The sequence below is a fragment of the Nakamurella multipartita DSM 44233 genome, assembly GCF_000024365.1.
In the GTDB taxonomy this organism is placed as follows: domain Bacteria; phylum Actinomycetota; class Actinomycetes; order Mycobacteriales; family Nakamurellaceae; genus Nakamurella; species Nakamurella multipartita.
In genome coordinates this window covers 4,410,457-4,436,845 of sequence record NC_013235.1, presented here as the reverse complement: position 1 = coordinate 4,436,845, position 26,389 = coordinate 4,410,457, and the positions used below count along the sequence as shown (strand labels likewise).

General features: G+C 72.3%; 28 protein-coding genes and 1 riboswitch. Of the genes, 23 read left to right on the top strand and 5 right to left on the bottom strand.

Annotated features, from left to right (window positions below):
• Nucleotides 1-96: 96 nt before the first annotated feature.
• From NAMU_RS19895 to NAMU_RS28550, 3 genes are all read left to right on the top strand, one after another.
• Nucleotides 97-534, top strand: a complete 438-nt coding sequence (locus NAMU_RS19895) for an OsmC family peroxiredoxin (RefSeq protein WP_015749137.1) — start codon at nucleotides 97-99, stop codon at nucleotides 532-534.
• 100 nt (nucleotides 535-634) lie between these two features.
• Nucleotides 635-2,020 carry a UTP--glucose-1-phosphate uridylyltransferase gene (locus tag NAMU_RS19890; protein WP_015749136.1) on the top strand — a complete coding sequence of 462 codons (1,386 nt, stop codon included), beginning with the start codon at nucleotides 635-637 and terminating at the stop codon, nucleotides 2,018-2,020.
• 89 nt (nucleotides 2,021-2,109) lie between these two features.
• The gene (locus NAMU_RS28550; RefSeq protein ID WP_015749135.1) at nucleotides 2,110-2,700 is read left to right on the top strand and encodes a TIGR03086 family metal-binding protein; all 591 of its coding nucleotides are present in this window, start codon (nucleotides 2,110-2,112) and stop codon (nucleotides 2,698-2,700) included.
• On the opposite strand, the gene NAMU_RS19880 is transcribed toward NAMU_RS28550, so the two are convergent.
• The gene (locus NAMU_RS19880) at nucleotides 2,612-3,727 is read right to left on the bottom strand and encodes a chorismate-binding protein (protein ID WP_015749134.1); all 1,116 of its coding nucleotides are present in this window, start codon (nucleotides 3,725-3,727) and stop codon (nucleotides 2,612-2,614) included. The genes NAMU_RS28550 and NAMU_RS19880 overlap by 89 nt on opposite strands.
• Before the next feature lie 69 nt (nucleotides 3,728-3,796).
• Here NAMU_RS19880 and NAMU_RS19875 point away from each other — a divergent pair, with 69 nt between their 5' ends.
• From NAMU_RS19875 to NAMU_RS19805, 15 genes are all read left to right on the top strand, one after another.
• Nucleotides 3,797-4,348, top strand: a complete 552-nt coding sequence (locus NAMU_RS19875) for an NUDIX domain-containing protein (RefSeq protein WP_015749133.1) — start codon at nucleotides 3,797-3,799, stop codon at nucleotides 4,346-4,348.
• 156 nt (nucleotides 4,349-4,504) lie between these two features.
• Entirely contained in the window at nucleotides 4,505-5,128 is a 624-nt protein-coding gene (locus NAMU_RS19870; RefSeq protein WP_015749132.1) for a CDP-alcohol phosphatidyltransferase family protein, read from the top strand.
• A complete protein-coding gene (locus tag NAMU_RS19865) occupies nucleotides 5,125-6,024 on the top strand; it encodes a DUF881 domain-containing protein (RefSeq protein WP_015749131.1) in 900 nt (299 codons plus the stop codon). The genes NAMU_RS19870 and NAMU_RS19865 overlap by 4 nt, the downstream gene beginning before the upstream one ends.
• A 52-nt stretch (nucleotides 6,025-6,076) precedes the next feature.
• Nucleotides 6,077-6,409 carry a small basic family protein gene (locus NAMU_RS19860; RefSeq protein WP_015749130.1) on the top strand — a complete coding sequence of 111 codons (333 nt, stop codon included), beginning with the start codon at nucleotides 6,077-6,079 and terminating at the stop codon, nucleotides 6,407-6,409.
• Nucleotides 6,406-7,173: a DUF881 domain-containing protein gene (locus NAMU_RS19855; protein WP_015749129.1), complete on the top strand. Its 768-nt coding sequence runs from the start codon at nucleotides 6,406-6,408 to the stop codon at nucleotides 7,171-7,173. The genes NAMU_RS19860 and NAMU_RS19855 overlap by 4 nt, the downstream gene beginning before the upstream one ends.
• Before the next feature lie 60 nt (nucleotides 7,174-7,233).
• On the top strand, nucleotides 7,234-7,638 hold the full coding sequence (gene gcvH, locus NAMU_RS19850; RefSeq protein WP_015749128.1) for a glycine cleavage system protein GcvH: 405 nt from the start codon (nucleotides 7,234-7,236) through the stop codon (nucleotides 7,636-7,638).
• A 174-nt stretch (nucleotides 7,639-7,812) separates the two neighbouring features.
• Entirely contained in the window at nucleotides 7,813-8,283 is a 471-nt protein-coding gene (locus NAMU_RS19845) for an FHA domain-containing protein (RefSeq protein WP_015749127.1), read from the top strand.
• A 118-nt stretch (nucleotides 8,284-8,401) separates the two neighbouring features.
• Complete coding sequence (gene ftsR / locus NAMU_RS19840) at nucleotides 8,402-9,142, top strand: transcriptional regulator FtsR (protein WP_015749126.1); 741 nt, start codon at nucleotides 8,402-8,404, stop codon at nucleotides 9,140-9,142.
• Nucleotides 9,143-9,253: 111 nt separating this feature from the next.
• Nucleotides 9,254-9,769, top strand: coding sequence for a bifunctional nuclease family protein (locus NAMU_RS19835; protein WP_015749125.1), 516 nt, complete (start codon nucleotides 9,254-9,256; stop codon nucleotides 9,767-9,769).
• 184 nt (nucleotides 9,770-9,953) lie between these two features.
• A complete protein-coding gene (locus tag NAMU_RS19830; protein WP_015749124.1) occupies nucleotides 9,954-10,496 on the top strand; it encodes a MerR family transcriptional regulator in 543 nt (180 codons plus the stop codon).
• Between the two features lie 177 nt (nucleotides 10,497-10,673).
• Nucleotides 10,674-11,111 carry a MarR family winged helix-turn-helix transcriptional regulator gene (locus NAMU_RS30625; protein WP_015749123.1) on the top strand — a complete coding sequence of 146 codons (438 nt, stop codon included), beginning with the start codon at nucleotides 10,674-10,676 and terminating at the stop codon, nucleotides 11,109-11,111.
• Nucleotides 11,108-12,436 carry an MFS transporter gene (locus NAMU_RS19820; protein ID WP_015749122.1) on the top strand — a complete coding sequence of 443 codons (1,329 nt, stop codon included), beginning with the start codon at nucleotides 11,108-11,110 and terminating at the stop codon, nucleotides 12,434-12,436. The genes NAMU_RS30625 and NAMU_RS19820 overlap by 4 nt, the downstream gene beginning before the upstream one ends.
• A 66-nt stretch (nucleotides 12,437-12,502) precedes the next feature.
• Nucleotides 12,503-12,606, top strand: a riboswitch (glycine riboswitch).
• A 77-nt stretch (nucleotides 12,607-12,683) separates the two neighbouring features.
• On the top strand, nucleotides 12,684-15,548 hold the full coding sequence (gcvP, locus tag NAMU_RS19815) for an aminomethyl-transferring glycine dehydrogenase (protein ID WP_015749121.1): 2,865 nt from the start codon (nucleotides 12,684-12,686) through the stop codon (nucleotides 15,546-15,548).
• Between the two features lie 84 nt (nucleotides 15,549-15,632).
• A complete protein-coding gene (locus NAMU_RS19810; protein WP_015749120.1) occupies nucleotides 15,633-16,544 on the top strand; it encodes a hypothetical protein in 912 nt (303 codons plus the stop codon).
• On the top strand, nucleotides 16,541-17,398 hold the full coding sequence (locus NAMU_RS19805; RefSeq protein ID WP_015749119.1) for a hypothetical protein: 858 nt from the start codon (nucleotides 16,541-16,543) through the stop codon (nucleotides 17,396-17,398). Before NAMU_RS19810 ends, NAMU_RS19805 begins: the two co-directional genes overlap by 4 nt.
• Before the next feature lie 38 nt (nucleotides 17,399-17,436).
• Here NAMU_RS19805 and NAMU_RS19800 read toward each other — a convergent pair whose 3' ends face one another.
• Nucleotides 17,437-18,636, bottom strand: a complete 1,200-nt coding sequence (locus tag NAMU_RS19800; RefSeq protein WP_015749118.1) for a type 2 periplasmic-binding domain-containing protein — start codon at nucleotides 18,634-18,636, stop codon at nucleotides 17,437-17,439.
• 329 nt (nucleotides 18,637-18,965) lie between these two features.
• Between NAMU_RS19800 and NAMU_RS19795 the strand changes: the two genes are divergently transcribed.
• Nucleotides 18,966-19,790, top strand: coding sequence for a PspA/IM30 family protein (locus NAMU_RS19795; protein ID WP_015749117.1), 825 nt, complete (start codon nucleotides 18,966-18,968; stop codon nucleotides 19,788-19,790).
• Nucleotides 19,790-20,716: a phage shock envelope stress response protein PspM gene (gene pspM / locus NAMU_RS19790; RefSeq protein ID WP_015749116.1), complete on the top strand. Its 927-nt coding sequence runs from the start codon at nucleotides 19,790-19,792 to the stop codon at nucleotides 20,714-20,716. The genes NAMU_RS19795 and pspM overlap by 1 nt, the downstream gene beginning before the upstream one ends.
• On the opposite strand, the gene NAMU_RS19785 is transcribed toward pspM, so the two are convergent.
• The 3 genes from NAMU_RS19785 to NAMU_RS29465 form a co-directional block, all read right to left on the bottom strand.
• A complete protein-coding gene (locus tag NAMU_RS19785) occupies nucleotides 20,706-21,443 on the bottom strand; it encodes a TetR/AcrR family transcriptional regulator (RefSeq protein WP_015749115.1) in 738 nt (245 codons plus the stop codon). The two genes, pspM and NAMU_RS19785, sit on opposite strands and share 11 nt — an antisense overlap.
• The gene (locus NAMU_RS19780) at nucleotides 21,440-23,320 is read right to left on the bottom strand and encodes an MFS transporter (protein WP_015749114.1); all 1,881 of its coding nucleotides are present in this window, start codon (nucleotides 23,318-23,320) and stop codon (nucleotides 21,440-21,442) included. The genes NAMU_RS19785 and NAMU_RS19780 overlap by 4 nt, the downstream gene beginning before the upstream one ends.
• Nucleotides 23,321-23,472: 152 nt before the next feature.
• On the bottom strand, nucleotides 23,473-23,577 hold the full coding sequence (locus NAMU_RS29465) for an LPXTG cell wall anchor domain-containing protein (protein WP_015749113.1): 105 nt from the start codon (nucleotides 23,575-23,577) through the stop codon (nucleotides 23,473-23,475).
• Between the two features lie 131 nt (nucleotides 23,578-23,708).
• On the opposite strand from NAMU_RS29465, the gene NAMU_RS19775 reads away from it, so the two are divergent.
• From NAMU_RS19775 to NAMU_RS19765, 3 genes are all read left to right on the top strand, one after another.
• Entirely contained in the window at nucleotides 23,709-23,918 is a 210-nt protein-coding gene (locus NAMU_RS19775; protein ID WP_015749112.1) for a DUF3046 domain-containing protein, read from the top strand.
• 198 nt (nucleotides 23,919-24,116) lie between these two features.
• Nucleotides 24,117-25,157, top strand: coding sequence for a recombinase RecA (gene recA / locus NAMU_RS19770; protein WP_086008639.1), 1,041 nt, complete (start codon nucleotides 24,117-24,119; stop codon nucleotides 25,155-25,157).
• Nucleotides 25,158-25,180: 23 nt separating this feature from the next.
• On the top strand, nucleotides 25,181-25,954 hold the full coding sequence (locus tag NAMU_RS19765; RefSeq protein WP_015749110.1) for a regulatory protein RecX: 774 nt from the start codon (nucleotides 25,181-25,183) through the stop codon (nucleotides 25,952-25,954).
• Nucleotides 25,955-26,389 lie beyond the last annotated feature (435 nt).

Here is a 26,389-nt window from a genome sequence, read left to right as displayed (position 1 = left end):
GGCTACGGTGGCGGACGCCCCGGTGCGGAAGAGCCCACCGGACAAGGACGGCCCCGCCCATGTCCGGGGCGGGCCCCGAGCACCACAGGAGCACACATGCCCTCACGCGTGGCAACCACCCAATGGAGCGGTGGCCTGCAGGACGGGTCTGGCCAGGTCACCCTGACCAGCTCCGGTACCGGCACCTTCGATGTTTCTTTCCCGCGACGCGCGGCCGATGACGCCGAGGGCGTCACCAGCCCGGAGGAGCTCATTGCCGCCTCGCATTCGTCCTGCTACTCGATGGCCCTGTCCAACGAGCTGACTACCGCCGGCGGGACCGTCAAGAGCCTGGTCACCCAGGCCGACGTCACGCTGGGTCCGGACCCGGCCGGCGGTTTCCGGCTGACCGGCATCAAGATCACCGTTCGTGGCCAGGTCGACGGCCTGGACAACGACGCGTTCCTCAAGGCGGCCGAGGCGGCCAAGGCGGGCTGCCCGATCTCCAAGGCGCTCACTGGGACAACTATCACCCTGGATGCTGCCCTCGCGTAAGCAACCAGGCCGCTGACCTGCGACAACGCGCCCGTCGACCCCGGTCGGCGGGCGCGTTGTCGCGCGCGCGGTCCGCGCCGGGCCACTTTACGATTTGCGTATGGACAGTAACGGACTGGAATCTTCCCGTCGCCTGATGGCGGAAGGCGGCGTGCATCCCCGCGCAATTGCGGTTTTTGCCCATTCATACGGAATTCTGGCCTCCGGCGAGACCGGGCTGCTGGCCGAGCCGGACCTGGAGCCGGTGGCCGAGCTGCCCCGGCTGGCCGACCTGGACACCGATCCGGAGGCGGCCCGGGCCGCGATGGCGGCGACCGCGGTGGTCAAGCTCAACGGCGGTCTGGGCACCTCGATGGGCATGGACCGGGCCAAGTCGCTGCTGGAGGTGCGGCCGGGCAAGAGCTTCCTGGACATCATCGCCGAGCAGATCCTGGCGCTGCGGGCCGAGTACGGCGTCGGCCTGCCGGTCGTGTTCATGGACAGCTTCCGCACCTCGGACGACACCCTGGCCGCCCTGGCCGCGCATCCCGGGCTGGCGACCGACGGGCTGCCGCTGGACTTCCTGCAGAACCGGGAGCCCAAGCTGCGCTCGGACGATCTGACCCCGGTCAGCTGGCCGGCCGACCCGACCCTGGAATGGTGCCCGCCCGGGCACGGCGACATCTACACCGCCCTGGACGCCAGCGGCCTGCTCCGCGCGCTGCTGGACAAGGGTTACCGCTACCTGTTCGTGTCCAACGCGGACAACCTCGGCGCCCGCCCGGACCCGGCGCTGGCCGCCTGGTTCGCCCAGTCCGGGGCCCCGTTCGCGGCCGAGTTCTGCCGGCGCACCGCCGCCGACCGCAAGGGTGGCCACCTGGCCCGCCGGGCGGCGGACGGCCAGCTGGTGCTGCGCGAGTCGGCCCAGACCCGGCCCGAGGACGAGGACGCGTTCGGCGACATCGACCGGCACAAGTTCTTCAACACCAACAACCTGTGGCTGGACCTGGCCGCGCTCGACGCCGTCCTGCAGGCCAACGACGGGGTGCTCGGGCTGCCGATCATCCGCAACGTCAAGACCGTGGACCCGGCCGATCCGTCCTCGCCCGAGGTGATCCAGATCGAGACCGCGATGGGCGCGGCCATCGGCGTGTTCGAGGGCGCCGCGGCCATCGAGGTCGACCGCTCCCGGTTCCTGCCGGTCAAGGCGACCAGCGACCTGCTGGTGCTGCGGTCGGACGCCTACGAACTGGTCGACGGCGCGCAGGTGCGGTTGGCGCCGTCGCGCAGCGCGGCCCCGCTGGTCGAGCTGGACAAGCCCTACAAGCTGGTCGGCGACTTCGACGCCCGCTTCCCGCAGGGTGCCCCGTCCCTGATCGAGTGCGAGAAGCTCACGGTCAAGGGCGACTGGACCTTCGGTCGGGACGTCCGGGCCGTCGGGGTGGCGGCGGTCTCCGCCGAGGGTTCCCCGGGCACCATCCCGGACGGGACCGTGCTCGGCGGCTGACCCGGCCGCCCCCGGGCGCCGACCCGGGCGATGAGTTCCGGGGCTTCCTCCGGTCGGTTCAGCACGCCACCGACCGGAGGAGCACCGTCATGACCCCACTGGACCTGATGCCCGCCGCGACCACCCTCGGGTGGCTCGTGCAGCAGGTGCCCGACGAGCGCCTCGGCGACCCGACCCCGTGTCCCGAGTACGCCGTCGGGGATCTGCTCGACCACATCGGCGGCCTGGCCCTGGCCTTCACCGCCGCCGCCGGCAAGATCGACGGCCCGCTGACCAGCAGTGCCCCCGACCCGGCCGCCACCCGGCTGCCGGCGGACTGGCGTACCCGGATTCCCGCGGACCTGGTGGCCCTGGGCGCGGCCTGGCGTGACCCGGCCGCCTGGACCGGGATGTCCAAGGCCGGCGGGGTGAGCATGCCCGGCGAGGTCACCGCCCTGGTGGCGTTGGACGAGATCGTGGTGCACGGCTGGGATCTGGCCGTCGCGATCGGCCGGCCCTACGAGGTCGAACCCGACCTGTTGCCCCCGCTGCACGCCTTCGTGTCCTCGTTCGGGGCCGACCCGGCGACCCGCGGGACGATCTTCGGGCCGATCATCGCGGTGCCGCCGACCGCGTCGGCGCTGGATCAGGTGCTGGGGCTGACCGGCCGGGATCCGGGGTGGTCGGCGCCGCGCCGGTGAGCCCGATCAACCGGGCCGCCTTGAGCTCGGTCTCGGCCCATTCGGCCGCCGGGTCCGAGGCCCAGGTGATGCCGGCGCCGGTGCCGAAGTGCAGCGTCCCGGACCCCGCGACCGGCCGGTGACCGGGGGCCGCGTCGGTGGTGGCGAAGAACGTCCGGATGGCCACCGCCAGCCGGGCCCGCCGGTGCTCGCCGTCGACGAAGCCGAAGGCGCCGCAGTAGACCTGCCGGGGCACGGGCTCCAGTTCGGCGATCACCTCCAGCGCGCGGATCTTCGGCGCGCCCGTCACCGACCCGGGCGGGAAGGTGGCCGGCAGGATCTGCCCCCAGCCGACGCCGTCGGCCAGCCGGGCGGTCACCGTCGAGACCAGGTGGGCCAATCCGGGATGCTCCTGCCGGGCCAGCAGTTCGGTGACCACCACCGAACCCGGCCGGGCGATCCGGCCCAGGTCGTTGCGGACCAGGTCGGTGATCATGATGTTCTCGGGGAAGTCCTTGTCCGCGAACGGTTCCCCCGGACGGGTGGTGCCCTTGATCGGCGACGAGGCGAGCCGGTCGCCGTCCCGGGCCAGGAACAGCTCGGGGGAGGCGCTGACGATCCAGGACGAGCCCAGGTGCAGCAGCCCGGACCAGGGGGCCGGGTTGCCGGCGGCCAGCCGGTGGGCCAGCACCAGCGGGTCCGCGTCGGCGGCCAACGGCGCCCGCACCAGCCGACAGAGATTGACCTGGTAGACATCGCCGGCGGCGATGAAGGCGCGGATGCGGCGGACCCCGTCCTGGTAGGCGGCCCGGTCCAGGCTGGAGTGCCACTGGTCGGCCGCCGGACCCGGCCAGCGACCGGTCGGCGCCGGCAGTTCGGCCGGGCGGACCCGGCCGAACCGGTACCCGGTCAGCTCGCCCTCGAACGTGCCGACCACCACCCACCAACCGCGGTCCAGCACCGACGGATCGGCGGCCAGGTCCGCCACCTGCTCCAGCTCGGTCGCCAGCAGGCCGCCGACGTGCGCGAAGGGCGGGGTAGGGGTCATCGCGGCTCAGCGTAGAGCGTCGGCGGGGCGAAACCGGGCTGACCCGGATTGTCGGGAGATACTGCAGCCATGGTTTCCGAATCGATCCAGCCGCCGGTCCGGCTCGGTACGCGGGTGGCCTACCGCAATCCGTGGCTCAGCGTGCGCGAAGACACCCTGGTGCTGGCCGACGGTTCCACCGGCATCTACGGCGTGGTGGAGAAGGCCGATTACGCGCTGATCATCCCGGAGGAGAACGGCGGGTTCCACCTGGTCGAGCAGTTCCGGCATGCCGTCGGTCGCCGCTCGTGGGAGTTCCCGATGGGCGGTTGGGCGGTCGGCAAGTCCGGCGACCCCGAGCAGCTGGCCCGCCAGGAGTTGCTGGAGGAGACGGGGCTGACCGCGGGGCAGTGGCGCTGCCTGACCGGCCGGCTGCACGGTTCGACCGGGTTCTGTTCGCAGGGCTTCGCCGTCTGGCACGCGACCGAGCTGACCCCGGGCCCGCCCGACCGCGAACTCACCGAGGCCGACATGGTGCACGCCTTCGTCACCGAGGACGAGTTCCGTCGGATGATCGCCGACGGCGAGATCTTCGACGCCCCGACGATCGCCGCCTACGGGCTGCTGCGGATGGTGGGCTGATCACCCGGCCGCCGCCCCGGACGGCGGGCCGATCTCGACCCGGGGGCGCCGTAGACTCCGGACGCGTGTGGGGCGGATCGCCGACGGCGGCGCCCGCACCGGCCGAGACACGGCCCCGCGCCAGATCGTGCGCGCGCAAATGAGTGGGGAGACAGGGTGACGGACGGCATCTCGTCGCCGGCCCGGGGCGCGGATCGCATCCTGACCGTGCCCAACCTGCTCTCGTTCCTGCGGCTGCTCGGCGTCCCGCTGTTCCTGTACCTGTTGCTGGTCGTGCAGAGCGACGGATGGGCCCTGGTCGTCCTGGCGGTCAGCGCCATCACCGACTGGGCCGACGGCAAGCTGGCCCGGCTGCTCGATCAGTACAGCCGACTGGGTGAGCTGCTCGACCCGGCCGCCGACCGGCTCTACATCCTGGCCGCCCTGGTCGGCTTCGTCGTCCGGGGCTTCATCCCGTGGTGGGTGGCCGTGCTGATCATCGGCCGCGACGTGCTGCTGGCCGCCACCCTGCCGGTGCTCAAGCGGCACGGCTACACCGCGCTGCCCGTGCACTACCTGGGCAAGGCGGCCACCTTCTGCCTGCTCTACGGGCTGCCGTTCCTGCTGCTGGGGCAGAGCACCAAGCAGTACACGCTCGGCCAGGTGTGCCTGCCGATCGCCTACGCGTTCATCGCCTGGGGCACCGTGATGTACCTGTGGGCCGGGGCGATCTACCTGCGCCAGGTCGTCTGGATCGTCCGCACCTGCCCGCTGGCCCCCAAGTACCGGCCCGCGGCATGAGCCCGCCCCAGTCCTCGCCTCCCGCGTCCCCGCCTCCCGCGTCACCGCCGGCCGGGTCGCCGACCCGCAACCCGATCGCGCCGCTGCTGGAGTCGCTGAACCGCGACCATCTCGACCCCGGGTACGCCGAGGCGGCCGCACGCAAGCGCGCCGCGGCGGCCGGCGGCCCGGCGCCCGGTCCGGGCCGGCGACCGTCCCGGCGGCTGGTCCTGGTCGTGGTCGGATGCGTAGTGGCAGGTGGGGTGCTGGGCGTCGCCGCGTCCCGGACGGAGAGCAACCAGACCCGGGCCGAGAACACCCGGATGGCCCTGCGCGAGGACATCGACCGGGCGCAGGAGCGGCAGTCGGCGATGGAGTCGGCCGCCACCGACCTGGCCGAACAGCTGCGGGCCAGTCAGGCCGCGGCCGGCGCGGCCGGACCGGTCGCCGAGGTCACCCGGCTGGAGAACCAGGGCCAGCTGACCCCGGTCACCGGACCGGGGCTGCGCCTGGTGCTCAACCAGCCGCCGGCCGGCCAGGGGCAGACCAACGCCGTCATCCTCGACCGGGACCTGCAACTGCTGGTCAACGACCTGTGGGCGGCCGGCGCGGAGGCGATCTCGATCGGTGGGGTCCGGCTCAACACGCGCAGCGCGATCCGGCAGGCCGGTGGGGCGATCCTGGTCGACAACCGGCCGGTGTTCTGGCCACTGACGGTGGAGGCCATCGGGAATTCCTCGGCCATGCAGGTGAAATTCATCAGCAGCCCGTCGAGCGGGCGGTTCTCCTCGTTCGCCCAGCTCTACGGCATAGAGTTCGACGTGTCCGCACAGACGGACCTACGGTTGCCCGGGGGCACCGCGCCGGAACAGCGACTTGCGCAGCCGTTGAGCACGCCCCCGACCCCGACCGGCTGAGCCGGATGCGGATGACTCGACCTGAGCACAGGTCCGCCGAGGAGCTGAACAGATGTACGCGGTCATAGCCCTGATCGTCGGTGTGGTGGCCGGTCTGCTGGTCCATCCGACGGTGCCCGAGTGGCTCGCGCCCTACCTGCCGATCGCCGTGATCGCCGCGTTGGACGCCGTCTTCGGCGGGTTGCGGGCCAAGCTGGACAACATCTTCGACGCCAAGGTGTTCGTGGTCTCGTTCGTGGCCAACGTGCTGGTGGCGGCATTCATCGTGTTCCTGGGCGACCAGCTGGGGGTGGGCGCCCAGCTGTCCACGGCGGTGGTGGTCGTGCTCGGCATCCGCATCTTCGGCAATGCCGCGGCCATCCGCCGGCACATCTTCAAGGCATGAGCGAGCCACAGGCGCCGCCGCCGGCGAGCCCCGAACCGGAACCGGGCCCCGGTCCCGGCGTCCCGCCGACGCGCACCCCCGGGCGGTGGAGCGGGGCCGGCGCGCACCTGCTGATCGCCGCGCTGTGCGCGCTGCTGGGCTTCGCGGTCGTGCTGCAGGTGCAGCGCACCGCCTCCGGCGACGCCCTGGCCACGGCCCGCCCGGACGACCTGGTGCAGATCCTGGACGAGCTGCAGCGTCGCGAGGACGACCTGAACACCGAGATCGCCGGGCTGCAGGACAGCCTGGCCCGGCTGCAGCGCAGCGGGCAGTCCAGCGAGGAGGCCCTGGCCGAGGCGCAGCGCCAGGCCCAGGCGCTGGGCATCCTGACCGGCACCGTCCCGGCCACCGGGCCCGGGGTGAGCATCTCCATCACCGACCCCGACCGCCGGGTGACCCCGGAGGTGCTGCTGGACGCCATCCAGGAGCTGCGCAACGCCGGCGCCGAGGCGTTCCAGGTCGGTACCGTGCGGATCGGCGTCGATTCGGCGTTCACCGGCTCCGGCGGGTCCGTCAGCCTGGACGGCACCGGGCTGACCGCCCCGTACACGATCACCGCGATCGGCGATCCGCCCACGCTGGCCGCGGCGCTGGCGATTCCGGGCGGGGTGCTGGACACGGTCCGCCGGGCGGGCGGCACGATGGAGGTCACGCAGGCCGACAGCGTCGTCGTCGACGCCTTGCGACAGGCCCGCGAACCGCTTTACGCTCGCCCCGCTCCATGACCATCGGTGATGCACAGTTGTGCGGCAGCGGTCGCTGCACCAGCGGAAAGGCCCCCTGACGTGATCCCTGAGGACCTGCGGTACAGCTCCGAGCACGAATGGGTGCGCGCCCAGGACGGGGGCGAGGCGACCGACGGGGTGACCGTCGCCCGGGTCGGCATCACCGACTACGCCCAGAACTCGCTGGGCGACATCGTCTTCGTGCAGATGCCCGAGCCGGGTACCACCGTCGAGCCCGGCGATTCGATCGGCGAGGTGGAGTCGACCAAGTCGGTCTCGGAGATCTTCGCGCCCCTGGCCGGCACCGTGGTCGCCCGCAACGACGTACTGGACGCGACCCCGGAGCTGGTCAACTCCGACCCGTACGGGGACGGCTGGATGATCGAGATCGAGCTGACCGACCCGGCCCAGCTCGACGAGCTGCTGGACGCCGGCGGCTACGCGGCGGTCATCGGCGAGGAATGATCGGCCAGCAGTGATCGGCCGGCCCAGACCTGTGGGCGCAGCGGACTTTCCGGCCGCCGGGTGGGCGCAGACCGCGCCCGCGATGCGCCACCGGGGGCCGGCACGGTACGGTCGTGGGAACTGTTACGTCGTGTTCGGGCACACAGATGCCACGGCGATACGAAGGAGTGTCTGGTGACTGAGAGTGACCGCGGGCCTGGATATTCGCCCGCGTCGTCGTCATCCGCGGCGTCGGACTCCACGTCGATCTTCGCCGGCGGGTTGTTCGGCGCGGCCGAGGTCGAGTCGGGCGATGAGGTCATCGGTGGGGTCGACGGGCTCTCCTCGGGCACCGCGCTGCTCGTCGTCAAGCGCGGACCCAACGCGGGGTCCCGGTTCCTGCTGGATCGCGACAAGATCACGGCCGGCCGGCACCCGGAGAGCGACATCTTCCTGGACGACGTGACCGTCTCCCGCCGACACGCCGAGTTCCGGCGGACGGCCGAGGGATACGAGGTCGCCGATATAGGTTCGTTGAACGGCACCTATGTCAACCGCGAACCCATCGAGGTCTCCCCGCTGACCAACGGCGACGAAGTGCAGATCGGCAAGTTCCGGCTGGTGTTCCTGGCGGGCGATCAGGCCCAGGGCGACACCAGGTCATGAACCAGGCCGGTCTGCGCAGCGGACCGACGGCGTTGTCGGGGTGGGGGATTGCTCGTCCAGCGCTCGCGGCTGCCCGGGTCCGGCCAGTTGATCGCGACCGAGCCCGGGTGAGCCCACGATGACGACATCCCTAGCCGAACAGCCCGACATGCCCCCGAACTCGACCCTGTCCATCGGCGCGGTCATGACCCGGCTCAAGCCGGAGTTCCCCGAGGTCTCGATCTCCAAGATCAGGTTCCTGGAGTCCGAGGGCCTGGTGACCCCGCATCGCACACCATCGGGCTACCGGCAGTTCAGCCCGGCGGACGTGAGCCGGCTGCGCTACGTGCTGGCCGCCCAGCGGGACCAGTACCTGCCGCTCAAGGTCATCAAGGACCACCTGGACGCGATCGACCGCGGCCTGGAGCCGGCGGTGCCGCAGGCCCGGCTGCCCGCGGCCAACGGTTCGTCGGACACCCCGCTGCCGCGGGACCTGGCCGCCGGCCGCGAGGTGCGGATGACCCGCAACGAGCTGCTCGCGCATTCGGGTCTGACGGCCACCTCGCTGGCCGAACTCGAGCAGTTCGGGCTGCTGTCCGCCGGTCCCGGCGGGTACTTCGACGCCGACGCCGCCCATGTCGCGTCCACCTCGGCCGAGCTGCTGGCCGTCGGCCTGGAGGCCCGGCACCTACGCTCGTTCCGCACCGCCGCCGACCGCGAGGCCACCCTGATCACCCAGCTCGTCTCGGCCCAGGCCCATCAGCGGGACCCGGACGCCCGCGAACGGGCCGGAGCGGAAGCGGCCCAGTTGGCCTCGACGATCCTGCGGTTGCATTCCCGCCTGGTCAAGGCCGGTCTGCGCCGCGATCTCGGTCGCTGAGGGCGGCCGGGCCGCCCGCCCCGGCCGGCCCGGGACCGGACCCGACCGGAGTCCGTCGCCGACCCGCCCGGACGTGTAGCGTTTCGAGGTGACGGAGAAAGGCACACCGAGATGATCGAGATGCGGATCGTCGGCGTCCGGGTCGAAATGCCGACCCAGCAGCCGATTCTCATGCTGACCGAGGTCAACGGTCCGCGCAGCCTGCCGATCCTGATCGGCTCCGCCGAGGCCACCGCGATCGCCATGCACCAGCAGGGGGTGCGGCCCCCGCGGCCGCTGACCCACGACCTGCTGGGCAACGTCATCGCCGCGCTCGGCCGGTCGGTCACCCAGGTGCGCGTCGTGGACTTCCGCGAGGGCACCTTCTTCGGCGAACTGGCCTTCGACAACGGCACCACCGTCTCGGCCCGGCCCTCGGATGCGATCGCCCTGGCCGTGCGGATCGAGATCCCGGTCTTCGTCGAGGAGTCGGTCCTGGCCGAGGCCGGCATCGTGATCCCCGACGCCGAGGACGCCGACGAGGGCGAGCCGGCCGAGGTCGAGGACGCCGAGGACGAGGTCGAACGCTTCCGCGAGTTCCTCGATTCGGTCTCCCCGGACGACTTCGGAGGCGAGCAGAAGCCCTGAGCGCGGCCCGGCCGTTGATCACGGAACGGTCACCCTGAAGCTGAGGTTGAGGACACGCCCGCCGTGGACGTTGACCCCGGGGGCGGGCGGGCCTACCGTCAACGAGTCACGTGGATGTAGTTCGCCTGGCACTCGTCTTCGGTTTCATCACATCTTCAGACCGGATCTTCAGAGAGGTGGCGGGATGGTCGAGCAGGAGCAAGCCGCGCTGTTCCCGAACACCTCGATGCCGGACGAGCACATCGGCTATCGCGGACCGACCGCCTGCACCGCTGCCGGCATCACCTACCGCCAGCTCGACTACTGGGCCCGCACCGATCTGGTCGTGCCGACCGTGCGCGGCGCCAAGGGTTCGGGCAGCCAGCGGCTCTACTCGTTCAAGGACATCCTGGTTCTGCGAGTGGTCAAGCGGCTGCTGGACACCGGCGTCTCGCTGCAGAACATCCGCGTCGCCGTCGAGCACCTGCGCGCCCGCGGGGTGGACGACCTGGCCGGCGTCACCCTGTTCTCCGACGGCACCACGGTGTACGAGTGCACCTCTCCCGAAGAGATCGTCGACCTGTTGCAGGGCGGCCAGGGCGTGTTCGGCATCGCCGTCGGCGGCACCATGAAGGAAATCACCGGCTCGCTCGCGGAGTTCCCGCAGGAGCGCGTCGAGGGTGACCGGGTCGTCCCGGTCGAGCGTGACGAGCTGGCCGAGCGCCGCCGCGCGCGCACCGCCGGCTGACCGCTGACCCCCTCCTCACTCCGCACTGCCTCGCGTCACCGCCCCCTGGGCTGATCAAAGCCGCGTCGGCCGACCCGTTTCGTCCGGGTCGGCGCGGCTTTCGTCCGCGAACCCGCGTGCCGTCGACGGTGCGGCAGCTCACTGTCCTTCGTTGAGCTAATGAGTTAAACTAACAACATGACCGACGACGAACTGGACCAGGAGGCGGTGGCCACCCTGCGCGGCGCCGTGCTCCGGCTGGGTCGTCGACTGCGCTACCAAACCTCCGGTGATGCCGACCTGTCGGCGACCGAGCTGGCCGTCCTGGGCCGGATCGGGCTGTGCGGACCGATGGCGCCCAGCGCGCTGGCCCGAGCCGAGCACGTGAAGCCGCCGTCGATGACCAAGGTGATCGAGAGCCTGCAGGAGCGCGGCCTGGTCCGCCGGGACCCGCATCCGACCGACGGGCGGCAATGCCTGATCTCGCGGACCGAGGCGGGGGAGTCGTTCGTGGCCAAGACCCGGGCGCAGCGGACCGCGTGGCTGGCCGCGCACCTGGCCGAGCTCGACCCGGTCGATCGGCAGGCCTTGCTGGCCGCCGCGCCGGCCCTGCAACGGCTGGCGGACCTGCCGTGAGCCAGGACCTGACCAACGCCCCGACGCCCACGTCGGCCACGGCGGGCGAGCCCGCCGCACCGGCGCGGATGGGCACCTTCGCGGCCCTGCGGGTCCGCAACTACCGGCTGTTCTTCGCCGGCCAGATCGTGTCCAACACCGGCACCTGGATGCAGCGAATCGCCCAGGACTGGCTGGTGCTGGAGCTGACCCACTCGCCGCTGGCGGTCGGCATCACCACCGCGCTGCAGTTCCTGCCGATGCTGGTGTTCGGACTGTGGGGCGGCCTGATCGCCGATCGCTACCCCAAGCGCCGGCTGCTGCTGCTCACCCAGTCGTCGATGGGCGTGCTCGCCGTCCTGCTGGCCGGGCTGACCCTGGCCGGAGTCGTGCAGGTCTGGCAGGTGTACCTGATCGCCCTGGGCCTGGGGCTGGCCACCGTGGTGGACAACCCGACCCGGCAGACGTTCGTCAACGAGATGGTGCCCACCCACCTGGTCCGCAACGCGGTCGGGCTCAACTCGGGCAACTTCCAACTCGGCCGGATGCTCGGCCCGGCAGTGGCCGGCGTGCTGATCGCGGCGGTCGGCACCGGTTGGGCGTTCGCGTTCAACGCGGCCAGCTTCGCCGCCGTGCTCACCGCGCTGCTGTTGATGCGACCGGCCGAGCTGCAGCACCTGCCGCACGCCGACCGGGCTCCTGGCCAGCTGCGTGAGGGGCTGCGGTACGTGCGCAGCAACCCGATTCTGCTCTGGCCGATCGTGCTGGTCTTCTTCATCGGCACGTTCGGCTACAACTTCGCGATCATCCTGTCCGCCTACACCCAGAACATCTTCCAGTCCGGTGCCGACCTGTACGGGCTGCTCAACACCGCGATGGCCGCCGGCTCGGTGGTCGGCGCGCTCTTCGCGGCCCGGCGCACCTCGGCCAACCTGGCCGTGCTGTTCCTGGCCGCCGGCAGCTTCGGGCTCGGCCTGATCGTGCTCGGCCTGACCCCCTGGTTCTGGCCGTTCCTGCTGCTGCTGGTCGTCGTCGGGTTCGTCTCGGTCACCTTCAACACCTTGGGCAACGCCACCGTGCAGCTGTCCAGCGAGCCGGAGCTGCGCGGCCGGGTGATGAGCCTGTACATGCTGGTCTTCATGGGCGGCACGCCGATCGGCGCGCCGATCGTCGGGGCCATCACCCAGCAGTGGGGGGCGCCGGCCGCCCTGATCATCTCCGGGCTGATCTGCCTGCTGGCCGCGGCCGGGGCGGCCGCGTTCGCCGCCCACTCGGCCGGAGTGTCGGTGCGCACCGACCTGGCCGCCCGGGTCCGCCGCCTGGTCGCCCATCCGCACCGCGCCTGAGGGCCCGTCCCCGGCCGCCGGCCGGGGTAGCGGGCGCCCGCCCGCTGGTAGTCTCGGACGCGTCACCGACCCCCCGCGGGAGAGTGTCCGGTCGCCCCAAGCGGGTGCCGGGCCGCCGAAGGAGCAAGCCTCCCCGCCAATCTCTCAGGCCACCGAACCGCCGGGGTGAGACGCCTCTGGAACCCGACCGACGTGCCGGGTGACTGAGGGGGAGCCGGATTTCTCGGCCCAACGGAAGGTGACTTCGATGACGTCCTCGGCGGCAACCGGCACCAGCGCGACGTTCGCAGACCGGCACATCGGTCCCGACGCGGACGGGCTGCGCCGCATCCTGGACCTGCTCGACCAGTCGGACCTGGATGCGCTGGAATCGGCGGCCGTCCCGGCGACCATCCGCACCGGCCGCCCGCTCGAGCTGCCCGAACCGGCCTCCGAGGTGCAGGCCCTGGCCGAACTGCGCGGCCTGGCCGCCAGGAACCGGCCGATGGTGCAGATGATCGGCCTGGGCTACCACGACACGATCACCCCCGGGGTGATCAAGCGCAACGTGCTGGAGAACCCGGCCTGGTACACCGCGTACACCCCGTACCAGCCGGAGATCTCGCAGGGCCGGCTGGAGGCGCTGCTGAACTTCCAGACTGCGGTCGCCGACCTGACCGGCCTGGACATCGCCAACGCCTCCATGCTCGACGAGGGCACCGCCGCGGCCGAGGCGATGACGCTGATCAAGCGCACCGCCCGGGCCAAGTCGAACCGCTTCGTGGTCGACGCCGACACCCTGCCGCAGACGCTGGCCGTCGTGCGCACCCGGGCCGAGCCGATCGGCATCGAGGTGGTCGTCGCCGATCTGTCGGCCGGCGTCGAGGCGCTGCCGGTCGGGGACTTCTTCGGCCTGCTGCTGTCCTACCCGGGCGCCTCCGGGGCGGTGCGGGACCACCGGGAGCTGATCGAGGCCGCGCACCAGCGGGAGGCCAAGGTGGCCGTGGCCACCGACCTGCTCGCGCTGACCCTGCTCACCCCGCCCGGCGAGATCGGCGCCGACGTCGCCGTCGGGTCCGCGCAACGCTTCGGGGTGCCGCTGGGCTTCGGTGGCCCGCACGCCGGGTTCATCGCGGTCCGCGCCGACATCCAGCGCCAGCTGCCCGGCCGGTTGGTCGGGGTCTCGCATGACGCCCATGGCACCACCGCGTTCCGGTTGGCCCTGCAGACCCGCGAGCAGCACATCCGGCGGGAGAAGGCAACCAGCAACATCTGCACCGCACAGGTGCTGCTGGCCGTGATGGCCTCGATGTACGCGGTCTACCACGGTCCCGACGGGCTCCGGCGGATCACCGAGCGCATCCGCACCGATGCCCTGGTGCTGGCCGCGCTGCTCGAGCAGGGTGGCGTGACGGTCGAGCATGCGCTGTTCTTCGACACGGTGCGCGCGATCGTCCCGGGCCGGGCCCGCGAGGTGGTGGCGGCCGCCCGGGACCGTGGTATCAACCTGTGGGCCGACGGCGAGGACGCGGTGCAGATCAGCGTCTCCGAGTCGACCACCGGGGCGCACCTGACCGCGGTCGTCGAGGCGTTCGGTGTGGCCGCCGGGTTGTCCAGCGGGGAGGCCGCCACCGCCTCGCTGCCCGGCTGGGCCGCGCGCACCTCCGAGTACCTGACCCATCCGGTGTTCCACGCCCATCGCAGCGAGACCGCGATGCTGCGCTACCTGCGCCGGCTCTCGGACATGGATCTGGCCCTGGACCGGTCGATGATCCCGCTGGGCTCGTGCACGATGAAGCTCAACGCCACCACCGAGATGGAGGCGGTGACCTGGCCGGAGTTCGCCGGCATCCACCCGTTCGCTCCCGTCGAGGACGCCGCCGGGTACCTCGACCTGATCGAGCAGCTATCGGCCTGGCTGTGCGAGATCACCGGGTACGCGGCCGTGTCGTTGCAGCCCAACGCCGGGTCGCAGGGCGAGCTGGCCGGGCTGCTGGCGATCCGCGCCTACCACCGTTCCCGCGGCGAGCAGGACCGGACGGTCTGCCTCATCCCGGCCAGCGCGCACGGCACCAACGCGGCCAGCGCGGTGATGGCCGGCATGAAGGTGGTGGTGGTCAAGACCGCGACCACCGGCGACATCGACATGGCCGACCTGCGGGCCAAGATCGACCAGCACGCCGCCCAGCTCGCCGCGATCATGGTGACCTACCCCTCGACCCACGGGGTCTACGAGGACACGATCACCGAGCTGGCCGAACTGGTGCACGCCGCCGGCGGGCAGGTGTACGTGGACGGGGCCAACCTCAACGCGCTGGTCGGGGTGGCCCGGCCGGGGGTCTTCGGCGGGGACGTCTCGCACCTGAACCTGCACAAGACGTTCTGCATCCCGCACGGCGGCGGCGGGCCCGGGGTCGGGCCGGTCGCGGTGGCCGCGCACCTGGCACCGTTCCTGCCCAACCATCCGCTGGCTCCCGCCGCCGGCCCGGACACCGGGATCGGCGCGATCGCCGCCGCTCCCTGGGGCTCGGCGTCGATCCTGCCGATCAGCTGGGCCTACGTGCGGATGATGGGCGCGGCCGGCCTGCGCCGGGCCACCCTGACCGCGGTGGCCGCGGCCAACTACATCGCCCGCCGGCTCGACGAGCACTACCCGGTGCTCTACACCGGGGCGGGCGGGTTCGTCGCCCACGAGTGCATCCTGGACCTGCGGCCGATCACCTCGGCCACCGGCGTGACCGTCGACGACGTGGCCAAGCGGCTGGCCGACTACGGGTTCCACGCGCCGACCATGTCGTTCCCGGTCGCCGGCACGTTGATGGTCGAGCCGACCGAGAGCGAGGACCTGGCCGAGATCGACCGGTTCTGCGACGCGATGATCGCGATCAAGGCCGAGATCGACCGGGTCGGCGCGGGGGACTGGCCGGCGACCGACAACCCGCTGCGCGGGGCCCCGCACACCGCGGCCTCGCTGGTCGAGGACTGGCCGCACCCGTACTCGCGGGCCGAGGCGGTCTTCCCGGCCGGTGTCTCGGCCGCCCACAAGTACTTCCCACCGGTCGGCCGGATCGATGGGGCCTTCGGTGACCGCAACCTCGTCTGTTCCTGCCCGGCGCCGGAGGCCTACGCCTGAGCCGGCCGGGCCTGACGTCCGGCTCGGGCCGGTCCCGGGGTTCGCCCTCGGGCCGCCCGATCACGGTGCGGTTACGGTGGTCGGATGGACCGGCGCCTGGTCGGTGTGGCCGTGGTCGTCGCCGCCTTCACGGCGGTGATGATCATTCCGGTGCTGTCCGGACTCCGCCTTCCGGGCACCGCCGAGCCGGTCGCGCTCCCCGCACCGCCCGCGGTCGGTGACTGCGTCGCTGCGTTGCCCGCCGGGGCGACCACGGCGGGCCTGGAGCAGCCGGTGCCGATGGAGCAGGTGCAGCTGGGATCCTGTCGCGGCGCGATCGCCGGCGAGGTCGTGGGGTTCTGGCCGGACGAGCAGGCGTTGGCCCAGGCGCCGCGCTCGCGTCGGGCCGGGCCCTGCTACCCGCCGCTGGCGCAATATGCCTCCCTCACCCTGGACGCCACGTCCCACGGGGCGGCCGAACCCTGGCTGGTGGAACCGGTGTCCTGGCGGCCGACCCTGGCCTTCCAGGCGTATCTGATCACGCCGACCGACCTGGAGCGTCGCGCCGGCCGCACCTGGGCGGCGTGCGTGGTCGGTCCGGCGGGCGGGCAGCAGTACCGGGGCAGCCTGGCCGGCGCGTTCGGCATCGGCGCGCTGCCGATCGGCTTCGGATCGTGCTGGACCACGGCGTCGACGGGGCTGCTCGCCGGCCCGGGGGAGTGCGCGCGAGCGCACACGGCGCAGCTGCTGGCGACGGGCTGGACCGGGCCCGACGGGTCGGCCGCGGACGCCGACATCGTCTCCTCCTGCCGGCGGGTGGCGGCCCGGGTGATGCAGACCGCCGATCCGGCGCGGGGAGGCCAGCTGACCTTCGTCGCCGACCGGCTCGGCCGCATCGCCCCCGGCTGGGGCGCAAACCCTTCCACCCTCGGCTGTTTCGTGACGGCGGCACCGGGACAGGCGCTCGTCGGGCTGGTCACCGGCGTCGGTGACGGGCCGCTGCCGTTCGCGCCGTGACCGGCCGGCCCGCCGCCCGCCGGCTGCTGGGCGCGGTGTTGGTGCTGGCCGTGGTGCTCGGTGTGCCGATCGCCAGCCGCCGGGAGGGGCAGCGGGTGGCCGGGACGGCGGTGCTCGCCCGCACCGTCGTGGTGCCGGCCGTCGGCGATTGCCTGGCCGCGCTGACCGGCCCGACGCCGACCCTGGTGCCGATGGTCGTCGGACCGAGCGCGGCGGTCGTCGACGGCTCGTCCGCGATGTTCGCCGGCTGCGGCGGAACCCATCTGGGCGAAGTGGCGGCGCTGCGCCGCGATCCGCCCGGCCCCGATCAGGCGACCCGGACGGCCGGGGCGGCGCGGTGGTGCACGGACGTGGGCGTCACCTACCGGGAGCATCTGCGGTGGCAGGCGGCCGCCGCCGACGGGGAGTGGACGCCGGCCGTGGTCCAGCGCTTCCTCGCCGTGGTCAGCGGGCCCGGCGCGGACGGCTGGGCGGTGTGCGTCGTCCTGGCCCCGGGGCTGGAGCCGTACCGGGGCTCCTACCTCGGCTCGCTCGCGGACACCGCGGCGCCCGCCCCCTTCGGTTCCTGCCGTTCCGGTGACCTGCCGGAGCAGCAGGTGTCCTGCCAGCTGCCGCACCGCGAGCAGCTGCTGGGGACCGCGCCGAGCGGGGTGACGCCGACCGACGCCGGTTGCCGCGCCCTGGCGGCGCGGCTCACGGCGATGAGTGATCCCACCGGGTCCGGCCGGCTGGCGGTCGGGGTGGTCGGCACGGGTGCCGCCGCCACTTGCCGGGTGCGGGTCGCCGGACCGGAGCGGCTGACCGCGACCCTGCTCGGCCTGGGTGACGCGCCCCTCCCGCTGACTACGGGGTAGTCCGCCCCGGCGTGATCACGGGCGCCGACCCGGTGCGGTCAGGATCCCGTGGTCGTGGTCGTGGTCGTGGTGGGGGTGGATGCGCCCGAGGTCGGGGCACCGGACGGCCCCGGGGTTGCCGTCGCGGGCGCGGTGCCGTCGGCGGTGGGCGCGGCGCCGGTCGCGCCGGGGCTGCCGATGGCGCTGGCCAGGGCCGCGTCGACCGACGCCCCGGCATCGGCCAGGGAGACGGCGGAGGCGGCGGCCAGATCCTGGTCGGTCAGCACCTGCGCTCCGGCCGGTCCTCGCAGGTAGGCCAGGAACGCGCTGGCCGCGTCGTCCATGGTCGGGTTGACCCAGCTGGCGGTGATCGGCACGCCGAAGATCTGGTCACCTCCGGTCGGACCGCCCAGGCTCACCGTGGTCAACCCGGGATTCTGCTCGGCCAGTTGGGCGAACTCGGACGCCACGATCGGCACGGCGGCGAAACCTGCGTTGCCGGCCTGCAGGTCGGCCAACGCGTCCAGGGTGGTGGCCGGCGGGACGGCTGGCCCACCGGCGGCCAGCCCGGCCAGGGCGGGGGCGTTCGCCGCGACCACCGACGGGTCGATGGTCGCCGACGTCGTCCCGGCCAGGACCGACTGCAGCGCGTCACTGGTGGCGCGGTTGGTGGTGGGATCGGGCAAGGCCAGGATCAGCTTGCCGCCGTCGGGCAGGGTCACCGATCCGGTGGGTCCGGCGGCGGTGATCAGGTCCTTCCACTGCAGGTTGGCGGCGGTCACCGCGGCCGCGTCCGTGCTGCGCACGGCCAGCACGACCGGTGACGCGGCCATCGGCGCCGGGTTGCGGCCGGCTGTCATCGCCGAGTCCTGGGTCTCCAGGGTGGCCAGATCGGCGGCGCTGTCCGGGAACCACAGCGCCGGCCCCTGGCTCGGCTGGGCGGTCCACCCGTCGGCCAGGTCGCTGGCGGTCTGCGACCCGGGCGCCGCGGTCACGTCGGTGGTGACGCAGGCCGATCGGGCGACCGGATTGGTGGCGTCGAACGCGGCGGCCGCGGCCTCGATGGCCGGCGCCGCGCCGGGGGCGGCCACGACCTCGAGCACGACCTGGCTGGTACAGGTGGCGGCGGCCTTGTTGTCCCGGGTGATGAAGACGTAGGCGGTCACCGCGCCGGCGATCACGACGACGCTGACGACGGCGACGATGATCCACGGGGCGATGCGTGCCCCGCCGGACCCCGAGCCGTGGCGTGACGTCATGGAACCTCCTGATCCGGGCGCGGCCGGGCGCCGCCGGCGGGCGGGCCGGCTGACCCGATGCGGACCGTCACTGTAACCAGAGGGCCCGACGCTGGTTGGTCCGAACGGGTTGATTCCCCTCGCCCGGTGCACCACGCCGGCCGGCCGCGCCGGGTCGGGGGGAACCCTGATCGGCGCCCGATCCCGAGCCGACCCGGATCCGGGGTGCGCCGGAAATAGACCCCTGGGTTGATCGGACCGGGTGGAACCTCGCGCGCCGACCTGGAACGATGAGATGACCGCGCACGGGCGGGGGCGCGGGAGCGTGCAACTGGCGAGAGGACTACATCATGGCGAATCCGTTCACCAAGGCGTGGAAGTACTTGATGGCGCTGTTCTCGTCCAAGGTCGACGAATACGCCGATCCGAAGGTTCAGATCCAGCAGGCCATCGAGGATGCCCAGCGCCAGCACGCCGCGCTGTCCCAGCAGGCCGCCGCGGTCATCGGCAACCAGCGGCAGCTGGAGATGAAGCTGACCCGGCAGATGGGTGACGTCGAGCGACTCTCGTCCTCGGCCCGGCAGGCACTGGTGCTGGCCGACGAGCAGCGGGCCAAGGGCAATGCGGCCGAGGCGGACAAGTACGAGCAGACCGCGCAGGCCTTCGCCACGCAGTTGGTCGCCGCCGAGCAGCAGATGGAAGACCTGAAGAAGATGCACGATCAGGCTCTCCAGGCGGCGCAGCAGGCCAAGAAGGCGGTGGAGAACAACGCCATGCAGCTGCAGTCCAAGCTGGCCGAGCGCACCAAGCTGCTCTCCCAGCTGGAGCAGGCCAAGATGCAGGAGCAGGTGTCGGCCTCGCTGCAGTCCATGTCGCAGTTGCAGGCTCCTGGCAACACCCCGTCGCTGGACGAGGTCCGGGAGAAGATCGAGCGGCGCTACGCGAACGCGCTCGGCGCGGCCGAGCTGCATTCGGACTCGGTCGAGGGCCGGATGCTCGAGGTGCAGAAGTCGACGCTGGACATGGCCGGCTCGGCCCGGCTCGATCAACTGCGGGCCCAGCTGCACCCTGAGCTGGCCAGCCAGCAGCCCCGATCCATCGACGCGGCCACGGCGGCGCCCGCGAACCCGGCGGTGGCGCCGGCCGCGCAGCCGTTGCCCAACCAGCAGACCTGATGCGCCGGGCCGTCGTCGCGCAGTTGACCTCCGGCGCCGCGGTCGAGCAGGGCCTGGATCTGGCCGCTGCCGTGTCCGCCACCGCGACGGAGGCGCTGCGGTCGCGCCGGGAGCCGGCGCTGGTCGCCCGGCGCCGGCAGCGGGCGGCGCGGCGACGGGTCAAGACGTGGTCCGCGGCGTCGGTGGCCACCGTGGCCGGCGGGGCCGGTGTGGTGGCAATCACCGGGGGCGTGTCCGCCGGGATGATCATCGGTCTGATCGTGCTGAGCGCGCTGTTGATCGCCTGCGTGGTTCGGGCCGTCCGGGCGGCCGCGGACCTGCGGATGCGGACCCGGGTGGTGAACGCGTTGCCGCCGCCCTCGCCGCGGCGCAGCGCCGTGGTCGGCGAGCTGCGGCCGGCGATGGCCCGGTTGGACGGGTATTCGGACGGGCTGCGGCGCCTGGTCGACCTGGTCGGACTGGACGCCGACGACGGCCTGGGGACCAGCACGGTCCGGGGCCTGCGGGACGAGGTCATTCGCGCGGCCGATGCCACCGAGTTGCGGCTGCGCACCCGGGCGGCGCAGGCCAGCGACCTGATCCGGGCCCGGCGCCGGTCCGCGGCCGACGTCGGCGGCGACCTGGACCGGACGATCACGGCGATGCGTCGGGAGATCGAGGACGGCGTCGCCGGCTACGGGAAGTTGGTCACGGCCGCCAACGAGGCGGCCCGCGCGACCCGTGGACTCGCGCACGGCGGTGCCGCCGCGGTGCCGCCGTCGGTGGCGTGGACACCCTTGCCGGCGGGCACCGATGCGGCCGGCGCCTCCGGATCCGCTCCGGCCACCGGGCCGGGCCACGACGGGCCCGCCGGTGCCCCCGAGCTGACCGAATCGATCGATCAGCTGCAGGCGTTGGCCGCCGGGATGCGCGAACTCACTCGCTGACCCGGTCGGCCTGGGCCGGCGTATCCGGCCCGGCCAGGCCCGGCCAGAGCACCGCAAAGACCCGATCGGCCAGATCCCGGCCCTGCGAATCGGTTCCCAGCCCGCGCGTCGGCAACATCGTGGGCCCGACGATGGCCAGCGCGGCGACCTCGACGTCCAGGTCCGGCCGCAGCTCCCCGCGCCGGACCCCCTCCCGCAGGATGCCGTGCAGCCACTGCCGGCGCGGGGTGATCACCCGGTGGTAGTACTCCGCGTACAGGTCCGGCTGGCTGACGCTGTAGACCACCATGCGAGGCAGGATCCGGCCGGCGAGACTGTCGGTGTCACGCGTGGCCAGATGCCGCAGGATGGCGCGGATCCGGTCGACGGTCCGTTCGGGCAGCTGCTGCCGGGCGGCCAGCAGATCGTCGTTCAGGGTGGCCAACGCGTCGATCACCAGCTCCTTCTTGCCCGGCCACCGGCGGTAGATCGTCGCCTTGCCCACGCCGGCGCGGGCGGCCACGGATTCCATCGACAGCGCGTGGTAGCCCTCGTCGGCGAAGATCTCCAGGGTGGCGGCGATGATCGCGCGATCCACCCGACGCTCCCGCGGCCGCCCCGGCCGGCGGCAGGCCGGCGCCGCCTCGGGCTGATCGGCCGGGTGCTGCCCGTCCGCCGCCGCGTCGGGCCGGGCCGGCACCTGCGGATCGGGGGTCGGCGACACCTGCGCGATCGCCGACACCGTCACCGTCCCTCCGTCCCGCCGTCCTCGGTCCGCGCGTGCCGGCCGACGGCATGCGCGCCGGCCGGTGGGCCCGCCGGAGCCTCGTCGGGCGCGGCATGACGCCCGCCGCCGGTCGTGGCAGCGCTCACCGCCACGGGCACCGGGGCGGTCGCGGCGACCGGCGCCTGGTCCGGAACCGCGTCTGCGGCCGGGGGCGCGGCCGGCGGCGCGGACGGGCGCGCGGACGGGGCGCCCCAGGCCGCCGCCTGCGCCTTCGTCGGCAGCCAGACCACCACGATGATCAGCGCGATCAGCAGGAGGCCGACCGAGAACAAGGTCGCGGTGTGCAGCGCGGGCATGAACGAGTCGATGGAGGCCTGGCGCAGTTGGGCGATCGCCTGCGGCGGCACCGCGCCGCTGGCGGCCAACCGATCGGCGACCTCGTTGGTTCCGCCGATCGACTCGGTGGCGGCATCGAAAGCCGCGCTGGGCAGGCCCCGGCCCTCCAGCAGCGGCGTGATGTTGTTGCTGTAGACGGTGGTCACGATCGAGGACAGGATCGCCACCCCGAACACGGCGCCGACCTGCCGGACGGTGTTCTGCACCGCCGAGCCGGAGCCGGACCGCGCCGGCGGGGTGGCCAGGGTCATCCGGGTGGTGGAGGGGGCGATTGTGTTGCCCAGGCCGAACCCGAAGACCACGCCGAGCACCACCAGCATCCACACCGGGGTGTCGGGGGTGACGACCGAGAAGAACACCATGCCGGCGGCGGCGAAGGCCAGACCGACCGGGATCACCACACGGGCGCCGAAACGCTTGACCATGCCGGCGCTGCGCGGAGCACCCAGCAACTGGCCCACGGCGAACGGCAGCACCAGCAGGCCCGCCTGCAGCGGGCTCCAGCCGCGGACGATCTGGTAGTAGAAGGTCAGGAACAGCAGGGTGCCCTGCATGGCCGCGAAGGCCAGCGTGACGCCGGTCAGCGGCACCGAGAACGACCGGATGCGGAACAGGGACAGATCGATCGACGGATGCGTACTGCGGTGCTCGTAGAGGACGAAGACGGCCAGGATGGCCAGGCCGAGCAGGGCGAATCCCCAGGTCGACGGCGACGCCCAGCCGACCTCGGAGGCGTTCTGGATGCCGTACACAACGGTGAATAGGCCGGCCACCGACAGCACCAGGCCAACCGGGTCCAGCCGCCCGGGATGCTCGTTCTTGGTCTCCGGCACCAGGATGACGATGCCGATGATCCCGACGATCACCACCGGGACGTTGATGAAGAACACCGACCCCCAGTCGTTGCCGGTCAGCCAGTTGAACCAGTTCGGGTGCTCGAGCAGCAGCCCACCCAGGACCGGACCGATCGCCACCGCGGCGCCGACCGCGGCCGACCACACGCCGATGGCCCGGCCCCGCTCCTGCGGCGGGAAGATGACGGTAATGATCGACAGCGAGATCGGCATCACCGACGCCCCGCCCACGCCCATCAGCGCCCGGAAGGCGATGAGCTGGCCCGGCGTCGAGGCGAAGGCGCACAGGGCCGAGGCGAAGCCGAACAGCACGAGCCCGATCAACAGGATCCGCTTGCGGCCGAACCGGTCGCCGAGCACGCCCCAGGTGAACAGCAACGCGGCGAAGGCCAAGGAGTAGGCGTTGATCGCCCAGACCAGCTCGTTCTGGGTGGCGTCGAGATCGATCTGGATGGTCTTGAGGGCGACGTTGAGGATCGTGTTGTCCAGAATGACCACCAGCAGGCCGACGACCAGGACCGACAGCGCCTTCCAGCGCTTGGGGTAGAAACCGGCCTGGCCCGCGGCGGCGGCCGGTGGCGCACCGGTCGCGCCGGATGGCCCACTCGATGGCCCACTCGATGGCACGGTGGCAGGGGCGTCGGACATGGCGTGGCCTTCCAGGTGGGTCTTGATCAGAACGGGTCGGGCGCGGCAGGAGCATCGCTGATCCGGTCGCCGTCGATTCTGCGCCCGACGATTGCGAAACGCAACCGTCTCGTATCGTTACCTGGGTCCAGGCGATCCCGTCCATCGGCGCGCTATTTCCGCCGGCGCAGCGCCAGCACGCCGACCACGATCGCCGCGAGCAGGCCGGCCGCGATCACGAGTTGGCCGAGCGGGCTCGACATGCCGGTGGGGTCCATGGCCGGCAGTCTGCCCAACGGGTACGACAGTGGCACCCCGGCCGTGGGTCGACCCCGCGGCAGTGCCCGGCGCCGGTGGCCGGCGGGGGAGCGTTGGCCCGGTCGGAGCGCCCGATCAGTAGGGTGGTCGCGTGCGTCTGACCGAGTTCCGTGGCCTGATGGTGGCTCATTTCGGACCGCCCCGGGCGGCCTCCGTCGCCTCCGACCACGTCTTTGCGGTACTCGGCGGCCGGACGGTCGATCAGGCGCTGGACGCCGGCGAGGACCCTAAGCGCATCTGGTTCGCCGTGTGCGACGACTTCGACGTGCCCGACACCCTGCGCCACGGTCTGCCGGACTGAACCGGGACCGGGGCTCGAACGGCGACACGCGGACGCGACGCTTCCTGATCGAACAGGTGTACGTCTAGAGTTATCCCCATGCCCGAATCCATCCACAATCTGGCGCGGATCGGGAGGACTGTCGGTGCCGGCCTCTAGCGTCGATCTCGACAGGCACCACAGCAGCAGCACCCAACAGCGATGAAAGGCACGGGGTGGATCATGTCGGCACCGGATCGTGAGAAGGCGCTCGGCATTGCGCTGGCGCAGATCGAGAAGCAGTACGGCAAGGGCTCGATCATGCGGCTCGGCGACGACGGGCGAGCACCGGTCGAGGTGATCCCCACCGGGTCCATCGCCCTGGACGTCGCTCTGGGGATCGGCGGGTTGCCGCGCGGGCGGGTGATCGAGATCTACGGTCCGGAATCCTCCGGCAAGACGACCCTGACCCTGCACGCGGTGGCCAGCGTGCAGGCCGCCGGCGGGATCGCCGCGTTCATCGACGCCGAGCACGCGTTGGATCCCGAGTACGCGCGCTCGCTGGGCGTGGACACCGACGCGCTCCTGGTCTCCCAGCCGGACACCGGTGAGCAGGCGCTGGAGATCGCGGACATGCTGATCCGTTCGGGTGCGATCGATCTGGTCGTGGTCGACTCGGTCGCCGCCCTGGTGCCGCGGGCCGAGATCGAGGGCGAGATGGGCGACAGCCATGTGGGTCTGCAGGCCCGGTTGATGTCCCAGGCGCTGCGCAAGATCGCCGGTGCGTTGAGCACCACCAACACCACGATGATCTTCATCAACCAGCTGCGGGAGAAGATCGGCGTGATGTTCGGGTCGCCGGAGACGACGACCGGTGGCAAGGCGCTGAAGTTCTACGCGTCGGTGCGCCTGGACATCCGGCGGATCGAGGCGCTCAAGGACGGCGCCGAGGTGGTCGGCAACCGGACCCGGGTCAAGGTGGTCAAGAACAAGATGGCCCCGCCGTTCAAGCAGGCCGAGTTCGACATCATCTACGGCCGCGGGATCTCCCGGGAGGGCTCGCTCATCGACGTGGGCGTGGAGCAGGGCCTGGTCCGCAAGGCCGGTGCCTGGTACACCTACGACGGCGAGCAGCTGGGCCAGGGCAAGGAGAACGTGCGCACCTTCCTGCGGGAGAACCCGGACATCGCCAACGAGATCGAAAAGCGCATCAAGGAAAAGCTCGGCGTCGGTGCGCGCATCGACCAGGATGAGCCGCTGCCGGCGCCGGTCGACTTCTGATCGCCGCTGGGCTTGGTGATCCCGTGGACGTGAACGAAGCCGCCGGTTCCCCGGCCGCCGGGCCGGGACAGGCCGAGATCCTGGCTCGACTGGCCGAGCAGATGCGCGAGATCGCCGCCGCACCGGCGGCGGGTTCGGGCGCAGAGGCGGACGCCGCCGACGGCCCCGGCTGGGCCGGTTCGGTCGGCCCCGGCCGGCGGTTGCCGTCCGGGTCCTCCGATGCCCGCTCCGACCGCCGGTCGGGTCGGGGCTCGGCCGAGGGCGCAGCGGCGCAGCCGGCGCCGGGTCATCCGGAGGACGACCCGGGTGATCCGGAGGCGGTGGCCCGGGCGATCTGTCTGCGGTTGCTCACCGGGGCGGCCCGCCCCCGCGCCGGGCTGGCCGCCGCCCTGCGCCGCAAGGGCATCCCGGACGAGGTCGCCGAGCGGGTCCTGGACCGGCTGACCGAGGTCGGGCTGATCGACGACGAGGCCTACGCCCAGTTGTTCGTGGCCAGCCGGCACCGGCAGGGCGGGCTCGGGGCGGGGGCCCTGCGTCAGGAGCTGACCCGCAAGGGCATCGACGCGCAAACCGCCGCCTCCGCCGTGGCCGTGGTCGATTGGGACGCCGAGTACCAACGGGCGCGCGCCCTGCTCGAACGACGGGTCGATGCCGCCATGGCTCACGGGGTCGACACCGCGCGCCGCCGGCTGCTCGGGCTGCTGGCTCGTCGCGGCTACCCCGGGGATCTGTCCCGGCAGGTCGTCCATGAGGTGCTCGCCGCATACGACGCCGAGACCGACGACGGCTGGTCGTGACCGTCGGCGAATCACCGGTCACGGTTGGTGCTGGACCCGGCTCGAAAGGCTGATGACCGGCGTGAACGCGGGTCGGCTTGACCCTTGCGGCGGCGCTCCCTAACCTCGGAAGCAACAGGAGAGTCACCACCACGCGCACGCCTCGGCTGCGCGGTCGATAGCGGTTCGGGTTGCCGCACCCCGCACCTGCCTGGCTGGGTCGTTCGTGATCCGGCTGGCCCATGTGTTCGATGCGCGTTTTCAGCGCGTCGAGGTTCGCGTTTGTTGGCGACCCTCCTGCCGTCCACCGTGACGGCACCCAGCCGGGTGCCGTGTGCCGGTGGTGCTGACGAGGGGAGGTCGTGCCGTGTCCGACGCTCTCGTCATTGCCCTGATTCTGGCGCTGCTGGTGGCGGTCGGTGCTGTGGTGGCATTGGCCCGACGCAAGCCGGTGGC

Excerpts from the sequence above, each read along its gene's own strand:
- NAMU_RS19895 (WP_015749137.1), top strand. The coding sequence starts at position 97 with ATGCCCTCACGCGTGGCAACCACCCAATGGAGCGGTGGCCTGCAGGAC.
- NAMU_RS19890 (WP_015749136.1), top strand. The coding sequence starts at position 635 with ATGGACAGTAACGGACTGGAATCTTCCCGTCGCCTGATGGCGGAAGGC.
- NAMU_RS28550 (WP_015749135.1), top strand. The coding sequence starts at position 2,110 with ATGACCCCACTGGACCTGATGCCCGCCGCGACCACCCTCGGGTGGCTC.
- NAMU_RS19880 (WP_015749134.1), bottom strand. The coding sequence starts at position 3,727 with ATGACCCCTACCCCGCCCTTCGCGCACGTCGGCGGCCTGCTGGCGACC.
- NAMU_RS19875 (WP_015749133.1), top strand. The coding sequence starts at position 3,797 with ATGGTTTCCGAATCGATCCAGCCGCCGGTCCGGCTCGGTACGCGGGTG.
- NAMU_RS19865 (WP_015749131.1), top strand. The coding sequence starts at position 5,125 with ATGAGCCCGCCCCAGTCCTCGCCTCCCGCGTCCCCGCCTCCCGCGTCA.
- NAMU_RS19860 (WP_015749130.1), top strand. The coding sequence starts at position 6,077 with ATGTACGCGGTCATAGCCCTGATCGTCGGTGTGGTGGCCGGTCTGCTG.
- NAMU_RS19855 (WP_015749129.1), top strand. The coding sequence starts at position 6,406 with ATGAGCGAGCCACAGGCGCCGCCGCCGGCGAGCCCCGAACCGGAACCG.
- ftsR (WP_015749126.1), top strand. The coding sequence starts at position 8,402 with ATGACGACATCCCTAGCCGAACAGCCCGACATGCCCCCGAACTCGACC.
- NAMU_RS19835 (WP_015749125.1), top strand. The coding sequence starts at position 9,254 with ATGATCGAGATGCGGATCGTCGGCGTCCGGGTCGAAATGCCGACCCAG.
- NAMU_RS19830 (WP_015749124.1), top strand. The coding sequence starts at position 9,954 with ATGGTCGAGCAGGAGCAAGCCGCGCTGTTCCCGAACACCTCGATGCCG.
- NAMU_RS30625 (WP_015749123.1), top strand. The coding sequence starts at position 10,674 with ATGACCGACGACGAACTGGACCAGGAGGCGGTGGCCACCCTGCGCGGC.
- gcvP (WP_015749121.1), top strand. The coding sequence starts at position 12,684 with ATGACGTCCTCGGCGGCAACCGGCACCAGCGCGACGTTCGCAGACCGG.
- NAMU_RS19810 (WP_015749120.1), top strand. The coding sequence starts at position 15,633 with ATGGACCGGCGCCTGGTCGGTGTGGCCGTGGTCGTCGCCGCCTTCACG.
- NAMU_RS19800 (WP_015749118.1), bottom strand. The coding sequence starts at position 18,636 with ATGACGTCACGCCACGGCTCGGGGTCCGGCGGGGCACGCATCGCCCCG.
- NAMU_RS19795 (WP_015749117.1), top strand. The coding sequence starts at position 18,966 with ATGGCGAATCCGTTCACCAAGGCGTGGAAGTACTTGATGGCGCTGTTC.
- pspM (WP_015749116.1), top strand. The coding sequence starts at position 19,790 with ATGCGCCGGGCCGTCGTCGCGCAGTTGACCTCCGGCGCCGCGGTCGAG.
- NAMU_RS19780 (WP_015749114.1), bottom strand. The coding sequence starts at position 23,320 with ATGTCCGACGCCCCTGCCACCGTGCCATCGAGTGGGCCATCGAGTGGG.
- NAMU_RS29465 (WP_015749113.1), bottom strand. The coding sequence starts at position 23,577 with ATGGACCCCACCGGCATGTCGAGCCCGCTCGGCCAACTCGTGATCGCG.